22 protein-coding genes and 1 pseudogene are annotated in these 17,327 nt (G+C 48.0%); 11 read left to right on the forward strand and 12 right to left on the reverse strand.

Annotated elements, in window-relative coordinates; genetic code table 11:
* Positions 1–22: 22 nt before the first annotated feature.
* Positions 23–2,950, forward strand: a complete 2,928-nt coding sequence (locus FHW88_RS24045) for a lantibiotic dehydratase (RefSeq protein ID WP_176628201.1) — start codon at positions 23–25, stop codon at positions 2,948–2,950.
* Here FHW88_RS24045 and FHW88_RS24050 read toward each other — a convergent pair.
* Both FHW88_RS24050 and FHW88_RS24055 read right to left on the reverse strand, forming a co-directional pair.
* Positions 2,934–3,638 (reverse strand): LytR/AlgR family response regulator transcription factor, encoded by a 705-nt coding sequence (locus FHW88_RS24050; protein WP_176628202.1) that lies wholly within the window; start codon positions 3,636–3,638, stop codon positions 2,934–2,936. The genes FHW88_RS24045 and FHW88_RS24050 overlap by 17 nt on opposite strands.
* Positions 3,635–4,708 (reverse strand): sensor histidine kinase, encoded by a 1,074-nt coding sequence (locus tag FHW88_RS24055; protein ID WP_176628203.1) that lies wholly within the window; start codon positions 4,706–4,708, stop codon positions 3,635–3,637. The genes FHW88_RS24050 and FHW88_RS24055 overlap by 4 nt, the downstream gene beginning before the upstream one ends.
* Positions 4,709–4,965: 257 nt before the next feature.
* Here FHW88_RS24055 and FHW88_RS24060 point away from each other — a divergent pair, with 257 nt between their 5' ends.
* A complete protein-coding gene (locus FHW88_RS24060; protein WP_176628204.1) occupies positions 4,966–6,060 on the forward strand; it encodes a hypothetical protein in 1,095 nt (364 codons plus the stop codon).
* On the opposite strand, the gene FHW88_RS24065 is transcribed toward FHW88_RS24060, so the two are convergent.
* Entirely contained in the window at positions 6,035–6,271 is a 237-nt protein-coding gene (locus tag FHW88_RS24065; protein WP_176628205.1) for a hypothetical protein, read from the reverse strand. The genes FHW88_RS24060 and FHW88_RS24065 overlap by 26 nt on opposite strands.
* A gap of 111 nt (positions 6,272–6,382) precedes the next feature.
* On the opposite strand from FHW88_RS24065, the gene FHW88_RS24070 reads away from it, so the two are divergent.
* From FHW88_RS24070 to FHW88_RS24080, 3 genes and pseudogenes are all read left to right on the forward strand, one after another.
* Positions 6,383–6,652 (forward strand): helix-turn-helix domain-containing protein, encoded by a 270-nt coding sequence (locus tag FHW88_RS24070; RefSeq protein ID WP_176628206.1) that lies wholly within the window; start codon positions 6,383–6,385, stop codon positions 6,650–6,652.
* A gap of 294 nt (positions 6,653–6,946) precedes the next feature.
* The gene (locus tag FHW88_RS24075) at positions 6,947–7,096 is read left to right on the forward strand and encodes a hypothetical protein (RefSeq protein ID WP_176628207.1); all 150 of its coding nucleotides are present in this window, start codon (positions 6,947–6,949) and stop codon (positions 7,094–7,096) included.
* A gap of 352 nt (positions 7,097–7,448) precedes the next feature.
* Positions 7,449–7,640, forward strand: a pseudogene (locus tag FHW88_RS24080) (helix-turn-helix domain-containing protein); the annotation flags it as partial.
* 42 nt (positions 7,641–7,682) lie between these two features.
* Here FHW88_RS24080 and FHW88_RS24085 read toward each other — a convergent pair.
* The 7 genes from FHW88_RS24085 to FHW88_RS24115 form a co-directional block, all read right to left on the reverse strand.
* Positions 7,683–8,258, reverse strand: a complete 576-nt coding sequence (locus FHW88_RS24085; protein WP_176628208.1) for a Crp/Fnr family transcriptional regulator — start codon at positions 8,256–8,258, stop codon at positions 7,683–7,685.
* Between the two features lie 16 nt (positions 8,259–8,274).
* Complete coding sequence (locus tag FHW88_RS24090; RefSeq protein WP_176628209.1) at positions 8,275–8,631, reverse strand: DUF1330 domain-containing protein; 357 nt, start codon at positions 8,629–8,631, stop codon at positions 8,275–8,277.
* 62 nt (positions 8,632–8,693) lie between these two features.
* Positions 8,694–9,602, reverse strand: a complete 909-nt coding sequence (locus FHW88_RS24095; RefSeq protein ID WP_176628210.1) for a helix-turn-helix domain-containing protein — start codon at positions 9,600–9,602, stop codon at positions 8,694–8,696.
* 13 nt (positions 9,603–9,615) lie between these two features.
* Positions 9,616–9,969 carry a hypothetical protein gene (locus FHW88_RS24100; RefSeq protein WP_176628211.1) on the reverse strand — a complete coding sequence of 118 codons (354 nt, stop codon included), beginning with the start codon at positions 9,967–9,969 and terminating at the stop codon, positions 9,616–9,618.
* 2 nt (positions 9,970–9,971) lie between these two features.
* The gene (locus tag FHW88_RS24105) at positions 9,972–10,172 is read right to left on the reverse strand and encodes a hypothetical protein (RefSeq protein ID WP_176628212.1); all 201 of its coding nucleotides are present in this window, start codon (positions 10,170–10,172) and stop codon (positions 9,972–9,974) included.
* 20 nt (positions 10,173–10,192) lie between these two features.
* Positions 10,193–10,627: a DUF2147 domain-containing protein gene (locus FHW88_RS24110; RefSeq protein ID WP_176628213.1), complete on the reverse strand. Its 435-nt coding sequence runs from the start codon at positions 10,625–10,627 to the stop codon at positions 10,193–10,195.
* A complete protein-coding gene (locus FHW88_RS24115) occupies positions 10,624–11,427 on the reverse strand; it encodes an SDR family oxidoreductase (protein ID WP_176628214.1) in 804 nt (267 codons plus the stop codon). Before FHW88_RS24115 ends, FHW88_RS24110 begins: the two co-directional genes overlap by 4 nt.
* Before the next feature lie 421 nt (positions 11,428–11,848).
* Between FHW88_RS24115 and FHW88_RS30450 the strand changes: the two genes are divergently transcribed.
* The 4 genes from FHW88_RS30450 to FHW88_RS24135 all read left to right on the forward strand — a co-directional run bounded on the left by FHW88_RS30450 (position 11,849) and on the right by FHW88_RS24135 (position 14,304).
* The gene (locus tag FHW88_RS30450) at positions 11,849–12,106 is read left to right on the forward strand and encodes an AraC family ligand binding domain-containing protein (RefSeq protein ID WP_176628215.1); all 258 of its coding nucleotides are present in this window, start codon (positions 11,849–11,851) and stop codon (positions 12,104–12,106) included.
* Between the two features lie 158 nt (positions 12,107–12,264).
* Positions 12,265–12,519, forward strand: a complete 255-nt coding sequence (locus FHW88_RS24125; protein WP_176628216.1) for a hypothetical protein — start codon at positions 12,265–12,267, stop codon at positions 12,517–12,519.
* Between the two features lie 277 nt (positions 12,520–12,796).
* Positions 12,797–13,366, forward strand: a complete 570-nt coding sequence (locus FHW88_RS24130; RefSeq protein WP_176628217.1) for a Crp/Fnr family transcriptional regulator — start codon at positions 12,797–12,799, stop codon at positions 13,364–13,366.
* Between the two features lie 77 nt (positions 13,367–13,443).
* The gene (locus FHW88_RS24135) at positions 13,444–14,304 is read left to right on the forward strand and encodes an SDR family oxidoreductase (protein WP_176628218.1); all 861 of its coding nucleotides are present in this window, start codon (positions 13,444–13,446) and stop codon (positions 14,302–14,304) included.
* A 135-nt stretch (positions 14,305–14,439) separates the two neighbouring features.
* On the opposite strand, the gene FHW88_RS24140 is transcribed toward FHW88_RS24135, so the two are convergent.
* A complete protein-coding gene (locus tag FHW88_RS24140; protein WP_176628219.1) occupies positions 14,440–14,706 on the reverse strand; it encodes a hypothetical protein in 267 nt (88 codons plus the stop codon).
* A gap of 29 nt (positions 14,707–14,735) precedes the next feature.
* On the reverse strand, positions 14,736–15,287 hold the full coding sequence (locus FHW88_RS24145; RefSeq protein WP_176628220.1) for a hypothetical protein: 552 nt from the start codon (positions 15,285–15,287) through the stop codon (positions 14,736–14,738).
* Between the two features lie 187 nt (positions 15,288–15,474).
* Between FHW88_RS24145 and FHW88_RS24150 the strand changes: the two genes are divergently transcribed.
* Entirely contained in the window at positions 15,475–16,326 is an 852-nt protein-coding gene (locus FHW88_RS24150; RefSeq protein ID WP_176628221.1) for a helix-turn-helix domain-containing protein, read from the forward strand.
* 63 nt (positions 16,327–16,389) lie between these two features.
* Positions 16,390–17,226, forward strand: coding sequence for an NAD-dependent epimerase/dehydratase family protein (locus FHW88_RS24155; RefSeq protein ID WP_176628222.1), 837 nt, complete (start codon positions 16,390–16,392; stop codon positions 17,224–17,226).
* Positions 17,227–17,327: the final 101 nt, after the last annotated feature.

Below are 17,327 nucleotides of genomic sequence, written 5' to 3' on the forward strand. Positions count from 1 at the left end.
TGATATGATTGATAGCAAGCGAATGGTATTTGGGGACCGCGTATTTGTCAGGCGGCCGTTTTTTAGTCCGTCGGCATACCGGGTAGAAAAATTGCGCGAGGTCCTGAATCTGACTGTCTTTAAAAATGCACTTTGGCTGGCGTCTCCCGAGTTCTATGTGCAACTTGAAAAAAAGGATTTCAATTATGAGCTGCTCGGCAGGCGTGAAAAGTTTACTGCCCTGAAGTTCTTTAACCGGATGAGCTTCCGATCGGTGCCGTTTGGCGCTTTTGCTGGTTTTTACCTGGCGCCATGGGCGAAAAGCGGGGTGAGGAAAGCAGTTGTCGGCCAGTCAGCGCGCTTATTGATGCTGCCTTCGGTTGAAAGGCGGATGGAGATCAAGGCTACAGCATCCTTCGATGACCATACGATACTCGCCCTTAATCCGACCCTGTACGGCATAACATCGGGCTGGCGTTATATACGGTTTGTGACAGAAAAGAATGCGAAGCTGTCTTTTTTTGCTTACCAGCTTCAGTACGATGAAGTGGACGCGCGGTTGCTGGAACATCTTTCGGCCACGCCTTTAAGTACCGCCGATCTTGTAGCCTTTCTGGAAGAACTAACGGGTTGTACGGCGGAGGAGGGGCGGATGCACCTTTGGGAACTGTTGACGGAACAGGTGCTTTTAAGCAAGGACACTTTATCGCTCCTGGAAGAAGACGAATGCCAGGATTCGTTTTGTGTTGATTACCGGGAAGAAGCCCCCTTGTTGGCAGATCTGTTTAGTAGGGAAGGGAGATTTAACGGCCGGTCATTTTATGCTGGTCTTGAAATAAAAGATATTAACCGGGGCATAGAAGAACACTGGCAGCAGGAGATCAGTGAGGCCATCGGCGTGCTCGCGAAGCTTTCCGGGAGCCGAACCATTGTTCCCCTGGAGAAATTCAGGGACGGGTTTGTGCAAAAGTTTGGAGAACGCCGGGTACCCTTGCTGGAAGCGCTTGACCCTGATCTCGGTCTCGCTTATGACGGGTTGCTGGAAATGGATGTCCATGAATTGTTGAACGGTCTGGATTTCGAGCGGAACGGGCAGAGTGCCGATCCACTGGAATGGACCCCTGCCCACCGTCTGCTGATGAAGTTATGGATGCAGAATGCGAACAGGAATGCTACGGAGCCCGTAGAGATCAGTGCGCATGATCTGTCGGACTTCCAAACCCCGGCTACAGCGATGCCCCCATCCATTAGCGTCATGTGCACCCCGGCGGATACGCAGCTCATTTTAAATAGTGCCGGAGGAGCGGGGGCCAATGCCCTGACTGGCCGTTTTTCTGTATTTGGGAAAGTTTTCAGGGATTATTGTCAAGTGATCACAAAGCAGGAATCCATAGCAAACCCGGATATTGTTTTTGCCGAAATTTTACAGGTCAGCCACCGGAAAATCGATAATATCAACAGGCGCTGCCTGCTTTATGAAAATGTGATCCCGCTCAATCATTTTCCGCCGGAAGGTAGTTTGCTGCCGCGGGACCTGGAACTTTTCGTGAAGGCAGGAGAGATCATTTTATTACACAGGCCAACCGGGCGCCGGATAATCCCGCGTCTGTCAACCGCTTTTAATTACCGGCATAACGATATGCCCCTTTTTCGTTTTCTTTGCGACCTGCAATACCAATCTGTGCTGGGAAGTCTTGATTTTGACCCGGAAAGGCTGTTCCCGGGGCTGGATTTTTATCCCAGGATCACTTATGGTAAGGTCGTGCTGAGCCTGGGACGCTGGCACCTGCGCAGGGAAGAGGTCGATCACCTGCTCCTGGAACCGCTTTCTATCGGCCGGCTCCATTTGTTTTGCAGGGAAAGACATATGCCGGTCAGGATCGCCGCGGGCAGGGGTGACCAGCAGCTCGTATTTGATCTTTCAAACGACAGCGAGGCTTTGTTTTTTTTGGAATCGCTCCGTGATCCGGTGATCCCGGTCATTACCGAATTTATCGAAGGCCCGGCCCGCGTGCAGGGGGCCGGAGGGGACTTTTCTTGCCAGTTTGTTATTGCGCTCTTTAACCCGGACCGGGTATATCTCCCGGTACCCCCACCTGATGCCGGACAGCAGGGCATCCGCGATTTTCCGCCGGGATCGGAATGGATCTACATTAAAGTATACACAACGACCCGGAGCGCCGAAACGGTATTGCTGAACATCCTGTTACCATGGGTGGAACAAAACCGGCGAAGGATCGAACAATGGTTTTTTGTACGCTATTTCGACCCGGAGAGCCATCTCCGGGTCCGCTTCCGGGCAAATGCAGCTGATGTAAAGGATTTACAGTTCGGGCTGCAGGAGTTACTGACGGGGGATCCGGCCTCGGGGATAGTGCAGAAAGCATATTATGACACCTACCAGCGCGAGCTAGAGCGGTATTCCGAAGCGCTCATTGGTACCGTAGAAAATGTTTTCTGCGAGGGCAGCGAAATGATATGCCGCTTCCTGTCCCGCGGTCCGGACCAAAACGAAATCGACGCCGAGCTTTGGCCTGTGCTTCATTGTTACCACATGATATCCACCTTTTTTGGCAGGAATCACGAACAGCTCATCGGGTTGTGCCAATGGGCTGCCGGTTCGTTCTTTGCAGAGCATGGGGGCGGGAAGAAATTGAAAAAAACAATGGATGACCGTTTCAGGGAATTAAGGCCGCGATTGACAGAACAGCTGCGCCACGGTCGAAGCGAAGTCAATGGCGCTGATGGATTTTGGAAGGCGTTGAAATCTCTTGCTCATATTTCCATGGCACTGGGTAGCAGAAAAAGGCAGAAACTGATAGCGGATATGGTACATATGCAGGTCAACCGCATCTTTCCGTCGGGCCAGCGCAGGTATGAGGCCTTTATCTGGCATTGTTTGTTGAAGATCTCGGTAACTGCAGCGAAAAACGGAACGCTCACCGGTGACGGTTTTATTGCCGGCTATTGACCAGCACTTTATTCATATTTTCAATAAAGGCCTCCCGGTATTGTCTGCCTACAGGAATAACCATCCCGTTGCTCATATGGACCTGTCCATGGTCAACGGCTTGAATTTCCGCCAGGTTAATGATAAAAGAACGGTGAATCCTTAGGAAATGATGGGCGGGCAGCCAGGCCTGAATATCAGAAAGTGTATGTAACGCGGTAACCAGGCCCGAGGTTTTTGAAATAATAACACTGTTATCCTTGCTTTCTAAAGAAATGACGTCCGGGATATTGATCCTCACGTATTTGCCGCGGCTTTCGGTGCGTACATAAAAAAAATCACCTGCGGGGAGGGGCCTGCCTTGCGCTGCGGAGACTTTATTTATTGATTGCTGGAACCGTTCGTATGAAAATGGCTTGAGCAGGTAGTCGCAGACCAGTAGTTCATAGGCTTCGGGACCATACTCCCGGAAGGATGTTGTCAGGACAATGCGTGTTTTTGAACCGATAATCCTGGCAAAATCGATACCATTGATACCCGGCATATCGATATCCAGAAAGGTGAGGTCCGGAAGGCTATGGTTAAATTGCACCAGCGCGTCAACAGGATCTGTAAAGGTGGCTTGTAAGGCGAGGCATGTTGTTCTTTGAACATAGGCTGAAAGCAGGGCAACAGCGGCAGGTTCGTCATCGATAATGGCTACCGTCATGTGTTTAAATTTATGGTTAGTTCCAGTTTAAATAATTCATCGTCTTCGGTCACCTGCAGGTTGTAATTCCCGGGATAGGCATAGTCCAGGCGGAGTTTCGTATTGGTAAGGCCGGTATTGCTCCGGCGCCCGGATGTACTGACCGGTTTGGGAATGTTCCTGGTTACAAACATCAGTTGTCCTCCGTCACTGATCTGTATGCTTATTGAGCGTGGGGGAAAGCGGAGGTCCCCGTGTTTGAACATGTTTTCTGTCAGGGTGATCAGCACCAGCGGGATGATTTTATGCCCCGATGGGTCGCCGCTAAGGCTATAGTCAATTTGTATAGTCTGCTGATATCTGTAGGTATTAAGCGCTATCAGTTTATTTAGCTGTAGTAGTTCCTCGCTCAGCAGTGCGCGTCCGTCCGGCTCTGGATCTTCAATACTGTACCGCATGATTTCAGAAAGCAACAGGATCGCATTTGCATCCTCTGCAGACTGGAGTGATGTATTGCTGTAAACGGTATTAAGGGTATTAAATAATAAATGAGGGTTGATCTGTTGTTTCAGAAATGCGTTCTGGGACTGTGCGAACTTGTATTGAAGTTCAGTGTTTGCTTTTTCCGACAGCGCCTTTTGGAGGTTCGTTTCTGCCATGCGGTGCTGGAACCGAGGATAATATCGAACAGCCCAAATAATAGTAGAGAAAAACAGGTAATAAATATTTCTGTAAAAATCCATGGCTAAAACCTGCCTGAACCTTTCCCTGTTTAAATCGCCCCAGCCGGCTGGTTTCATATACAGGAAATCGCGAAAGCCTTTGATAGCGAGAAATAAAATCAGTTCAGCTGTAACAAGCGCAGCCAAAAGAACATAGGCGGGCTGTAGTCTGTCAAGACATTTACCCAATACCCAGAAATTGGTATAAAAGAGCAATATGTTGCAACCATAAAAAAAGATAAAATCAGGTACCGTGGTTGGAATATGGAAGAAGAATATGGCAAAGAAGAGTTCATATCCGATATAACATGTCCAGCAAATCACATGGTAGCCTATGTTTCGATAATTCCTTGCCGGTTTTACATTCATATGGGATTTAAGTGTCGTTCATCCGCTGAAAACTGTCGTCTGCATTTAAATATAATGATAAGTGCTGAAATACATATTATAGAAAAAAAATAATTATGACAAGATTAAAATTAACACCACCAAAAACCACGAAGGTCTACAGCTATCGCAAAGCGGGCGCTGACAAAATGTTTGAAACCTCGACCAACACAGATCCGACCACGACCTGTACCACAGTGGCATCATCTACACATTTCTAAAGCGCTAATACGGATAAAATGCTGAAGAACGAACTTGGATTTCTGGCTGATAAACCTGAACTCGGAAAAAAAGAGCAGAAGGACAGCGCTGTAACCGGACGTGATTTCAGTAAACTTGTATCTGAATGCTGCGGCACGGTCAGGGAAGCCTGGGCGGCCGCGGCTTTTTCTGTAAAAAACGATACTTCAATACGCCGCTATTTTGATTTTCACTTTAAATTTCTTTCCGGTTTGATTTCACAGCACGGCGCGGATGCCGACAGCCTGAAACATCTTAACCTTCTGATGGATGATCTCCTGTTGTTCTACGGTGATTTTATCCAACATCAACAGCTCGTGGCGTTGGAATATTACAATTACAGGCTTCAGAAGGTCCGGCCGGACTACGAATTATTTATGGCGCTGCTTGAAAGTTCGGAAATAAACGATCATTTGCGTCGTTGTTTGTGCCATTGCCTGCCGCCGCTTTATACGGAGATAGCGGAGGGCACGGGGACGTTGGGCGACCTTTTTTACAGGGAAAAGTTAATTGGTGAACTTAATCATCGGGAGTTAAATTTCTTCGGAATGACGGAACAGGGACTGGTCAACAGGCTCATGGCAGTTAACTTCAATCATTTCCTGTTTTTTCAATATTTACAGGAGCAGGCTACAAGGGATATGCAAAAGATAGAAGCCGTTTTTCGCGGCAAATATTTACTCGATCAAAGTATAAACATTCCTTTAGCCAAAACCGGTAACCCGCTGTGTTTCGATAAGCGCTGGACGGGCATCTGTGATCTTTACAAAACCTGGCTCTATGAACAGGGCACTTTCCTTTCACTGGGTTCAGTTCCCGGAGAAGCCTGCCCGAAGATCCCGCTGAATATATCAGTTGCTTACCTGGCATGCCTGATCAGGGCATTTTATGATCAGGGCATTTATGGTGCTGTCAGCCTTACGGCGATTTTCGAGCATGCTGCGAAAGTCTTTACAACGAAGCGCCAGGAACATATTTCTGCAGACAGCCTGAGCAATGCCTATTACAATATCAGTCAGCAGACTGCTGCGCGTATGATCGGTATTTTTAATAATGCATCCGCAGCACTCAAACTTCGCTATTTCCCCGTATAGGCTGCAGCAGGTGCAATAATTCATTTTTGATTAGTACATCGATGAGCTCGCCCAGCCAGGTGTAGCTGAATCCCTTTTTTTCCCGGATCTGCTCCGGCTTTTCGCTCAGGATTGCTTCCAGTGTCGGGTAGCCCATTTTTTCACACGTCGCTGCAAACGAGGTGCTGACACGGAGCTCTTTTATCTGTTTTTTCAAGATAGATGCCGTCATTTTACTTACTCCAATAATGTTAAAGTTAGTGATTTTTATATAGAAAACACTATATATAGTGGGTTTTAAAAGGCGTACCAGTCTGTTTTTCTTTTGCTTTATTTTGAGGTCATGGGTGCCCGAAAGAAAGCTAAACCGGTTACAGAAACGGAAAAGGAATATTTCAAACGTATGGGTGCGCGTCTGAAGTTTTACCGCTTGTTGCGCGGGTATACAAATTACGAGGCTTTCGCGAACGAGTTTGATTTTCCACGGTCGACCTATGGGAAATATGAGCGGGGGGCCAATATTACACTGTTGACGCTAAACCGGATTCTGAAAGCGCTCGAAGTAGAATACGACGAGTTCCACAGCGGTTTAAATAGCGATTCCTCTGATTGAGCATCGCATACGGATTGTATCAACCCGGAGTTCTTTATAGGATAAGGCAGTTAACAGATAATGATTGCCAAATAAAAAGGAGAGTTGGTTGACTCTCCTTTTTTATAAATGACTCTTCGGCTTCCATGGTTTCCTTTATTACACAGAAGCCTTCTAAAGAATACATGGGAGCCGTGCTCAAGACAGAACTGCTGTATATGGACAGGACGGATTTTTGGTAGATACGCTCCCTGTATAGGAAAAATTCTACCGCCATCAGCTGAATATGCTTATGTGGTCAACATGAACAGGCTGATGAGTTTTATCACCAATGATGCCACAGAACGTTACCTTGCCTTGCTGAAGGAAAACCCGGAAATCGTCAGACGGTTGCCTAACCGGCTGGTGGCTAATTACCTGAACATAACGCAGGAAGGGCTGAGCAGGCTGAAGTCGAAATTGTAGTGTTCCAACGGACAAAAAGACTTTTCAAACAGCTCAAAAACGGGAGAAGAGTTATCGTATAAAAGCGCAGCCTTATCCTGTTTTGAACCGAGTAAGATATCATGCCGTTTAACAGAAACTTTAAGAAATGGATGATTGCGGGCTTCGCTGACAATTCAGACGACCCCTTTTATTGAAATACGCGGATTTTTACGTTTGTTGATATACATCAACGTCCGTTAAAAGTTTGAGGGTAAATTTGTATCGAAAATCTCAGCCATTATCGGGACAATCCTGGAACTGGCCACAAGTCTGACTTGCATGTTTTTTAAAGCAGGAAGCTTATGCAAAAGTTTACCGGCAGCATTACCTTTCCGCTATGCTTAAGTCTCTGACCGGAAAAACCACACAGCAGCACATTCATTTAGCATTGACCGATAAAGCAAAAGTGCTGTTGAACCAAACCGGCCTTACTACGGCCGAGATCGCTTACCGGCTGGGTTTTGAACATCCACAATCGTTCAATAGACTTTTTAAGCAGCGCACCAATCTATCGCCGGTACAATACCGGGACCGATTACGGGGAATTGAATTGTCCATAGATATCTTAGAGGTCTTTTTCCTTCCGCATCATACTGAGGAAGGCGGCGGTGATCCCCAGATAGCTGGCAATATGTTTTTGATTGATCCGCTGCTCAAGCCCGGGATAATGCCTGCGAAATTCAAGGTATCGCTGTTCGGCTGTCAGTGAAAGACTGGACGTGAGCCGTCGCTGGAACATGTCAAACCCGTTCTGGATCAGAATCCGGAAGAACCGCTCCAGTTTTGGAACGCGGTTGAAAAGATCTTCCAGATCTGGCAAGGTAAAATAACATAGCGCTGAATCTTCCAGCGCTTGTATGGTATGGGTTGCAGGTTTCCTCTTGAAAAAGCTTACGTTATCGCAAGCCCACCAATTCTCCGGATAAAAGCAAAGGTTATGTTCCTGGCCATCCGTATCAGTATGAAACATCCGCAAGCACCCTTCCTCAACAAAGTAAATGTGCCGTTCTGTTTCCCCGGGAGAGACTAACAGCTCCCGCTTCCTGGCGGTTTTATGATGCATCAACGCAAGTACCTGCTCCTCTTCCTCAGGAGCAAGTACGACGTGCAACGCGAAATTACGCAGGATAAGTGGAGACATTGCGCAAGTATAACTTTTAAAAGTCAATTTGCCGGGTCATGATCAGTTTAAGTTCCGCGGTGCCGGCCAAGCGGAGCGGGTTTGCTATAGTTTGGTAAACCCCGCTTTGCGCAATGGTCATGAACGCTTCGGCACTTGGATATTCAACAAGTACAACCTCGTCCCATTGTTCATCCTCATCGGCAACTATGTTTGCTATCACTTCGCTTACAAACCTCACATTAACACCTTCAATACCCAACTGCTGTACTACTTGCCCAAAGGCTGGGATGTAGTCTTCGAAATAGACTTTCTTGTCTTTAAACTTTATCAGGTTCAGCATTACCACAGGTCCCTGACCTGGTTTGATATCGGGAAATTTGATCTCTTCCATAACACAAAGGTCGCAAGTCATTGCCGGAATAAAGTTCAGGTAGTTGAAGAGTTTTTTTGATCTCAGTTGAACGAAGCCCTGAACTCCAGCGGCGATTGCTTGGTTTTGCTTTTGAACAACTTGCTGAAGGACTGGGAATGTTCGAATCCGAGACTATAGGCGATCTCACTTACCGATAACATCGTGGTCGATAATTGCTCTTTGGCTTTCTCGATCATTTTCTCGTGGATGACCTGCTGGGTAGTCTGCCCCGTGAGCTGTTTTAACAGGCTGCTCAGGTATTTTGGTGAAACGTTCAGCGTGTCAGCGAGGTATTGCACGGTCGGTGCGCTTTTGGATAGCAAAGCTTCATCGCTAAGGTAGTCCCTTAACAGGTTCTCAACCTTCTCCAGTATCTTATGATTGGTGATCTTACGGGTAATAAACTGGCGCTGGTAAAAGCGTTCCGCATAGTTCAGCAGCGTTTCCAGGTTGGCAATAATAATATCCTGGCTGAATTTGTCAATGTTGGAATGATATTCGTTCCTGATATTTCTGACCAGGTCATTGATAACCGATTCTTCTTTGTCAGACAGGAATAAAGCTTCATGGGTAGCATACCCGAAGTAATCGTATCTCTTGATTTTGGATGCAAGCGATGTGTTCCATAAAAAATCCGGGTGAACGAAAAGCATCCAGCCTTCCAGGCTGGCAGGTATCCCGTTCTCATCTCCCCGCAAGAGCTGACCGGGTGATAAAAAGGCCATTAAACCTTCGTCAAAATCATATTTCTGCTGCCCGTAGATGAGGTTGTCGCAGCCTCTTTTCATCGAGATCACGTACAGGTCAAATACAACAGCATTAATGTCGTGATCATTTTTCAGGCCTTTCAGGTCAACGATACTGATCAGCGGATGTTGCGGTTTGGGCAGTGCCATGAGCCGGTGTATCTCGGTGATAGAACTGATCCTGTATGGCTGAGCGTTTGGCATATGGCAAGTTAGTTTAATTTTTGAAAGGATATTTCAACCATATCATTATTAATGGCATGAACAGGAACGGAATCTCGATCAGGGTCATCCTGATATTTCCTGCTCGTAATGCCAGCCCTATGACCAGGATGATGGTCATCGCGTTGAGCATGTTTCCAATAAAAAATGTTTTTGGGAGCAGCAAAAGTATGCCTGTCATAACGGCCAAAATTACGAAGACCGGGATCATGGATATGCTAATGCCCAGGCTTTCCATCATTTTGAAAGATTCCGGGTTGCCTTGGTAATGCGCCGTATCCCAGGCATGTTTAAAGCTTAATGATACGGACACAATGAGCAACAATAAAGAGATAAGGTTTTTGATCATGATTATTTTAATAGGTGTGTATTGATAATATAGCTCATCACCAGTGCCATAGGCACGCCGATCATCGCACTGGTCAATGCCCTGTTGGCTTTTTTTGGATGGTTTTTTCTGTGTTTAAAGTATAGGAATACACCTACCGGAGGTATGGCATTGGAAACCATGAACCAGAACCTCGACAATTCGTCTTTTTGCATGTCTTTCATGTTTGTTAATTTATAATGAACTATTGAACCCGTTTCCATTTAAAGGTTTTACCCAACATTGGCACGCCTTTATAGCCGCGTGTTTCCAGGTCATTGATGCCGTTCAATTTGCCTTTCAGACTATACGTATTACCATCTTGTACGCTATACAACTTACCATCTGCATACCCGCTGTCCTTGAATACCAGCGCTGTGATGTGGGTAAGCCCTTGTACCGGCCTGTCCCTAAGTTTTACATCAGGATTCTTACTATCCTTCTTTGATGTTTTGCCGTCAGCCTCGAACATATCTTTTGACCAGAGCAGCTTTGCGGAATAAGTATTCCCGGATCTATATACTCCTATTTTATAATCGCTGCATTGCCAGGTGCCCAGTATCTGGTCGGCCGGAAGCTTTTGGGCGAATGATGTTATCGCTGCGAACAGCAGGATGACCGCTAAAATTGTTCTCTTCATTTTGCTGATCGGTTTGATTGAACATTTAGTTGCTTGAATTTTTCGAATTGTTGATGGCCGAAATTGATCAGGGCGCCTGGGATGATCCTGCTTAGCCACTTGATCACCGTGATCAGAAATGGCTTAAGTTCCGGCCTATCCTGTTGAATGCCTTTGATCGTTACTTCCACCATCTTGTCCACCTCCATCGTCATGGATGATTTCGTATCCGTTGAGATCACCCAATCTTTTTGCAGGTTGGTTTTTATGCCCGGAGGGATCATTTCAAAGACTTTAACGTTCGTGCCTTTAAGCTGTAAGCGTAAAGCCTGCGTGTAAGCCCGTACACCTGCTTTGGAAGCGCTGTAAACCGGTGCAACCGAAAAAGGCATGAAAGCAATTCCGGAGGAAACATTGACGATGGCTGCTGAATGCTGTTTTATCAAATGCGGCAGAAACTGGTGAACCATCTGTATCGTCCCGGAAAGATTGATATCGATCTCACGGGTCATGTTCTCTAAACTATTGCTGGTATCCTGCAGGTCAAGCAACCGCATTTCACCGGCGTTATTGATCAGGATATTTAGTTCGGGAAATTGCCGGGTGACATCAGCATATAACTCGGCTATATTTTGCGAATTGCTGACATCATTCTGAAATATATGGATCGCTGGAAATTGCTTTTTGGTCTCTTTGAGTTTATCCGGATCCCGACCCGTGATAATGATGTTCGCCCCAATTTGAGTGAGCTGTCTGACCATCTCTAAACCGATACCGCTGCTGCCTCCGGTGATCAGTACCGTACTATGTTGTAAATCCATATTGCTGTAATTTTATACAGCAAAGTTGCCGGATCACGAGTGACAGAATGTGTTCAAAATTCGCAACATTGTAGCCAAAAGTCACCATATGATATTTACAACTTCAGACAAAAGAAAGTTCGCTGCTGCAACAACCAACTCCGTCGGCCAATTTGCTGCCTCGCCAGGCTCTTTTCGAATACCATGACCAATTCTGTGGAGGGGCCTCAAACGCTCAAAGACTGGTACATCGTGAGCGTACCAGTAAGCGGGCAATTAGATCCGGCCACGCGGCACTTAGCGGGGGACGGCTGGGCGCTGGACCTGGCAGACGGCTGACACCTTTTCAAGAACGACGACCTACATTATTCACTTGGTTAAAACTGATAAACCGCAAGCCGTTGGGTAAACATAATTTGAGAAGCCAAAAATTGTAAAAGATATGGCATCGATCCCCCCAATTAAAACATATTATTTTCTACCTTATAAATATGGGTTAGAATTGTTATTAGATATCGGGTATATTGAAACGTTGAAACATTATGTGTTAGACAGCACATTACATCAAGTTAATTTTTACGAGATTATTTTTATCCACAAGGGATCAGGAACGTTTGCGTTGGATGAAAACAAAATGCCGATAAGCCCGAAAATCATTATTTTCATCAGCCCCGGACAAGTTCACCCGCCAGCCGGATGATCAAAAACAAATAACCGCCTTAGGCGCCAAAGCCGCCATTGGCTCTGTTTAAGATGCGGGGTTTTAAAGGAAGTTTTTACCGGTGCGGACGCGGTCTATGCCATGACGCCGCCCAACTTTGGAGCGGTCGACACGATCGATTATTACCGTAAACGGCCGTGGCGTACGCCGAAGCGATACAAAGTTCAGGCGTTAAGAAAGTCGTTTACCTCAGCAGCTATGGCGCCGGCCTGGACAAAAGAACCGGCGTCATCGTGGGATCACACCTGTCCGAAGGGATATTGAATAAGCATAAACCGGTCCTGGGCAAAGCCGAACTGCAGGAATTTCATGGAGGAGTTTGCAGCGGTTTACCGATCAAAATCGTAAATTCAACCGGCTATGGAACCGTACCGTATCAAGACCATCAGTGAATTTCACCAGTTCATGCAGCTGCCCAGCCCGGCGCACCCGCCGGTCAGCGTTGTGCGTTTCGAGGATTTCAATCGTGAGTGGTTTCGAACATCCTCAGTCGTTCAATAAATTATTTAAAAGCAAGACCAATCAAAGCCCATTGGATTTCCGGCAGCCCTTCAACTGAAATGGCCAGGCAACCTATCTGTAACACGTTTTTTTGAATCCATGTCCGGCTTATTTCATTTTTTACCATATGGTAAGTGAGCGCTTTGCGCGGTACACTATCTTTACGTGATGGAAGAGCTAATCAATCTTATCCTGCAATTTGGTGACCTCAATAAACAGCAGATCGAGTTTTTGCTAAGTAAGGCTGAAATGCTCGAATTCAAAAAAGAGGACTATCTGTCGGAAGCCGGGAAGGTGCCGAGGTATGTGGCGTTCGTGCTGGAAGGTGTATTCCGCTTTTGTTATTATAATAACCGGGGCGAAGAGATTACCAACTATTTTGTGGACGAAGGCAATTTTGTAGTGGATAATGAAAAGTTCGAATCGCAGATTATGGCCTCCGAGTATGTACAGGCTGTTACCGACTGCAAGGTCCTTGTTTTTAGCAAAAAGAACTGGGATGAGATATCCAACACCATTGTAGGATGGGATATGATGAAGGCTAATATGGTCAAAAAATGCCTTACGCTGGCTATGGAGCGGCGCAGCCCGCTGGTTTCGGAAGATGCCACCACGCGTTACCTGTCGTTCATCGAAAGCTTCCCCAGCCTCATCAACCGCATCCCGCTTTCGTATGTAGCCTCGTACCTGGGCATCACCCGGCAGTCGCTGAGCCGCATAAGGAGAAATGTCCGTTAACGGCGCTTTTTACCATATGGTAAATGTTTTTTCGCTGCCATTGTCAACATTTGCTTATTCATTTAAACAACAAAAAGATGAGCAAAAAGATCGTACTGATAACCGGAACAAATAGTGGTTTTGGCTGGCTTACCGCCCACAGCGCAGCCGCCTTGGGGCACCAGGTATACGCCACGATGCGCGATACCAAGAACCGTAACGCCGATAAGGCCCTGGCATTAGCCGCTGTAGAAAATGTGACCGTTTTGGACGTCACCCTGACCGACGACGACAGCGTGAAGCAGGCCGTTGATACCATTTTAGCCCGGGAAGGCACTATTGATGTGCTGGTGAACAACGCCGGTTACGCCATGGGTGGGGTCGCCGAGAGCTTTACCACAGCCGATGTGCACGCCACGTTTGATATCAACGTTTATGCACCCTGGCGGCTGATCAAACGGGTGTTGCCCGCGATGCGCAAACAGGCCGAGGGACTGATCATTAACGTGACCAGCGGCTTTGGGCGGGTATCGTTTCCGTTCGCTACCATTTATGCGGCCTCGAAATTTGCGCTGGAAGGAATAAGCGAGGGCCTGCATTACGAGGTCAGGCGTTTAGGCATTGATGTGGCCCTTGTGGAGCCGGGCGCTTTCCCTACCGAAATGCAGCAAAAGAACAACCCGGCATCTGACCAGGGGGTATTTGAAGGTTACAGCGCCATAGCTGATATACCCAACAAAATGATAGCCGCATTGGGCGGCGAGATGCAGGCTAAAAAACCTAACCCGCAGGACGTTGCCGATGCCATTATAAAACTGATCGGCACCCCGAAAGGCACCCGGCCGTTACGCACCGTGGTTGACCCGATAACCGGTCAGTACATTGAAGCCGCCAACCAGGCCGTAGCCGAACAATTTGCCAAAGGATTGACGGTGTTTGGGATGGGTGAGCTGCTGTAAACGAAACAGGAATTAATGGGAATGGCAGTGGTACGCTACTGCCAATTTTAATCTCTTTAATTGACGGCTGTGATCTGAAACCGCCATCAATTCTTTAAGCGGAAATAAGAATGCTTACCTGAACGTGCCGGAGTTTTACTCAGATTGGTTTTCAGCAATATCGGGAAAAAGATGCAGTGATCTGATCTTACCATTTGCTGTTGCCGCAATATCCATTCCTGTAGCCAGGGGTGGTTGGCCGGATATACGGGGACGTGTCAGCTCAAACCTAAATTCAAGGGGCCATTGCTCCTGCAGTTTGGCGATCAGCTCAATGATTGACTCGTAAAACACGATGTCATCTGTGTAAACCGCTTTCATTGCCGCCAGCCTGCTTTCGACTTGCCTGTCATTCCATATCATTGCAGGGGGATTGCGGGTAGGTTGTTGTGCTAACCGACCTTTTCGAATACGGTTTTCCAGGCGCGCGCTTTACTGTATAGGCCTGACCGGGCATTTGCCTGCACCGTAATCGACTTACCATTGGGACTCAGGTTCCAAACCTCTGTAACGTATACTTCTGTTGGCTTTTGATCGATGATCATGCGCACCGTCGAGTTCACCGTCAGCGTTCGTCCATCAGCTGACCACTTGACGGTAAACTTTTTTCCTCTTCCCCGGCCATGGGCAATTTCGCTGGCTTTACTGTCGAAGGACATTTTTTCCATTCCGGCCGCCGGCGCTGTACCCGGAAACCCGCTGGACACCGCTACGGTCAGCCCACCTTCCGCCGCTGCTATTTTCATCGTTTGCGCGAGCAGGCGGTCACCTGGGTCAAAACAGCAAACGATATTGCCACCCATCGCTATCGATGTTTTGGCGCGCCATTCGCCTGAAAAGTCAGCGCGTTGCGCACCATTTTTTTGCCCGGCTCGTACCGGAACATACATCATGACAGCCAGTACCATCGCCAGGCTGTACCAAACATTGCTTTTATTTTTCATGTCTTTTGAAATTGATTCAGCGAATCTAAGTGGCCATTTTCAGGCATGACGAATTTGGATTGTAAATAAAAATGTAAACTTTGTAAATAAAATCTTGACATGATGCCTTTTTAGCCGAAATCATGGCGTTATACCAATTCCAGTTGTCACATTACATTTCAAGGTTTGATTTTGTTAACTTTGCCGGATGACAGAGGAAATTCCGGGCGTGAATATGGCAGACTTGCGGCTGAAAGGCTTCCGGGTACATGCCCTGCAGGCCTCGCAGGAACTCCCGCTTCGCCGAGGCCGCCGCGACTTTTATAAAATGGGCCTGGTCAACGGCGACATGACCGTCCAATATGGCGGGAAACTGCTGGAGCTCAAGGGCACCGTGCTCTTCTTTGTGAACCCCAAAGTGCCGCATTCGGTGGTCAGCCGAGTGAACCGGACCAGCGGCTATGCCTGCCTGTTCACCGAAGCTTTTATGAACAGCCGCGAACTGCACGATTCGCCGCTGTTCCGTGCCGGCGACAACCCCGTGATCCCGCTCGACAGCGCACAGGCCGCTTTTATGGACGGCATTTTCCGCGAAATGCTGTCGGTGTACCAGGAAGACTATCCTTATAAAAGTGACCTGATCCGCAACTGCATTTCCGTGGTCTTGCATGAAGCGTTGCGCATCCAGCCGCCGAAACAGGCCGCGGCTTTTCAAAACGGCGCGGGGAGGGTGACGCATTTGTTCCTGGACCTCCTGGAAAGACAGTTCCCGATCGAACGGCCGAATGAGCCGCTGCGGTTGCGCAATCCACAGCAATTTGCGAACAGGCTTTCCCTGCATGTCAATTACCTGAACCGGGCGGTCAAATCGGTCACCGGTAAACCGACCTCAGTTCATATCGCCGCGCGCATAGCTGCCGAAGCCAGGGCGCTTTTGCTGTATACCGACTGGAGCGTAGCCGACATTGCCTATGCGCTGGGTTTTGAATACCCCGCCTATTTTAATAATTATTTCAAGCGCCTGACCGGCACCACGCCCAATACCTTCCGGAAGGTTTGAAATTCATAGTTTTTGGTTTGATTATCGATTGTGGACGTGCGTCTTTCCGGTCAACTTTGTGCCATGAAAATATTAGTTACAGGAGCTACAGGAAAAGTTGGCAGCCGTTTGGTGCCACGCCTTTTAGCCAAAGGGTATGATGTCACTATTTTGGTACGCGATGCCGCTCAGGTAATACCCGGTACCCGGGCAGTCGCCGGCGATCTTTTTGACCCGGACACCTTGCATGCAGCCGTAGCGGGTATGGATGTGGTCATCCATCTGGCGGCCTTATTCCGGACTTTTACCGATAACGAAGGCATTGTCAAAACCAATCATTCGGGTACCGTCGCTTTAGCCCGGGCGGCGCTGGCCGCCGGCGTAAAGCGCTTTGTCTTTACGAGCACCAGCAATGTTTACCATGCCGGCTACGGCCATCCGGCCAAAGAGACCGATCCGGTGGATATCAATGATCCGCGGGCCTATGCGGCCAGCAAGATCGCCGCCGAACAGGAATTATTAATTCTCCATCCCGATGTAAGGATCTTACGCCTGGGCTTTGTCTATGGCGACCGCGACCCGCATATCGAAGAGATCATGCCGGTCCTTAAGCAGTGGAGGCGCCATCCCGGGTACCGCATGCATATGGTTCACCACCTGGATGTGGCCCAGGCGCTGCTGATCCTGCTTCAGCACGACGGACTAAACGGCGAGATCTTCAATATCGCAGATGACGCCCCGATCAGCCTGTACGAACTGGCCGACTCGGTCGGAAAGGCAGCGGAAACGTTCGATACTGAGCCCGGCCCACTCAGCGACCCCTTCGAAGGCGTCCTGGACAGTTCCAAGCTGCGCAGCCGGACCGGTTTCCGTCCGCTGGTGCCCAGCTATTACGTGGCGCGGGATATGGACCTGCTATAAGGAAACTATAAGACGGTACGGTTTCCCGCCCAGCCTGCTTTAACAGCCGGCACATCGCATCGTAAGATCATCACAAACCAATCATGAAGCTCAGGCGAAAA

The organism is Mucilaginibacter sp. SG538B (assembly GCF_013376065.1).
In the GTDB taxonomy this organism is placed as follows: Bacteria; Bacteroidota; Bacteroidia; order Sphingobacteriales; family Sphingobacteriaceae; genus Mucilaginibacter; species Mucilaginibacter rubeus.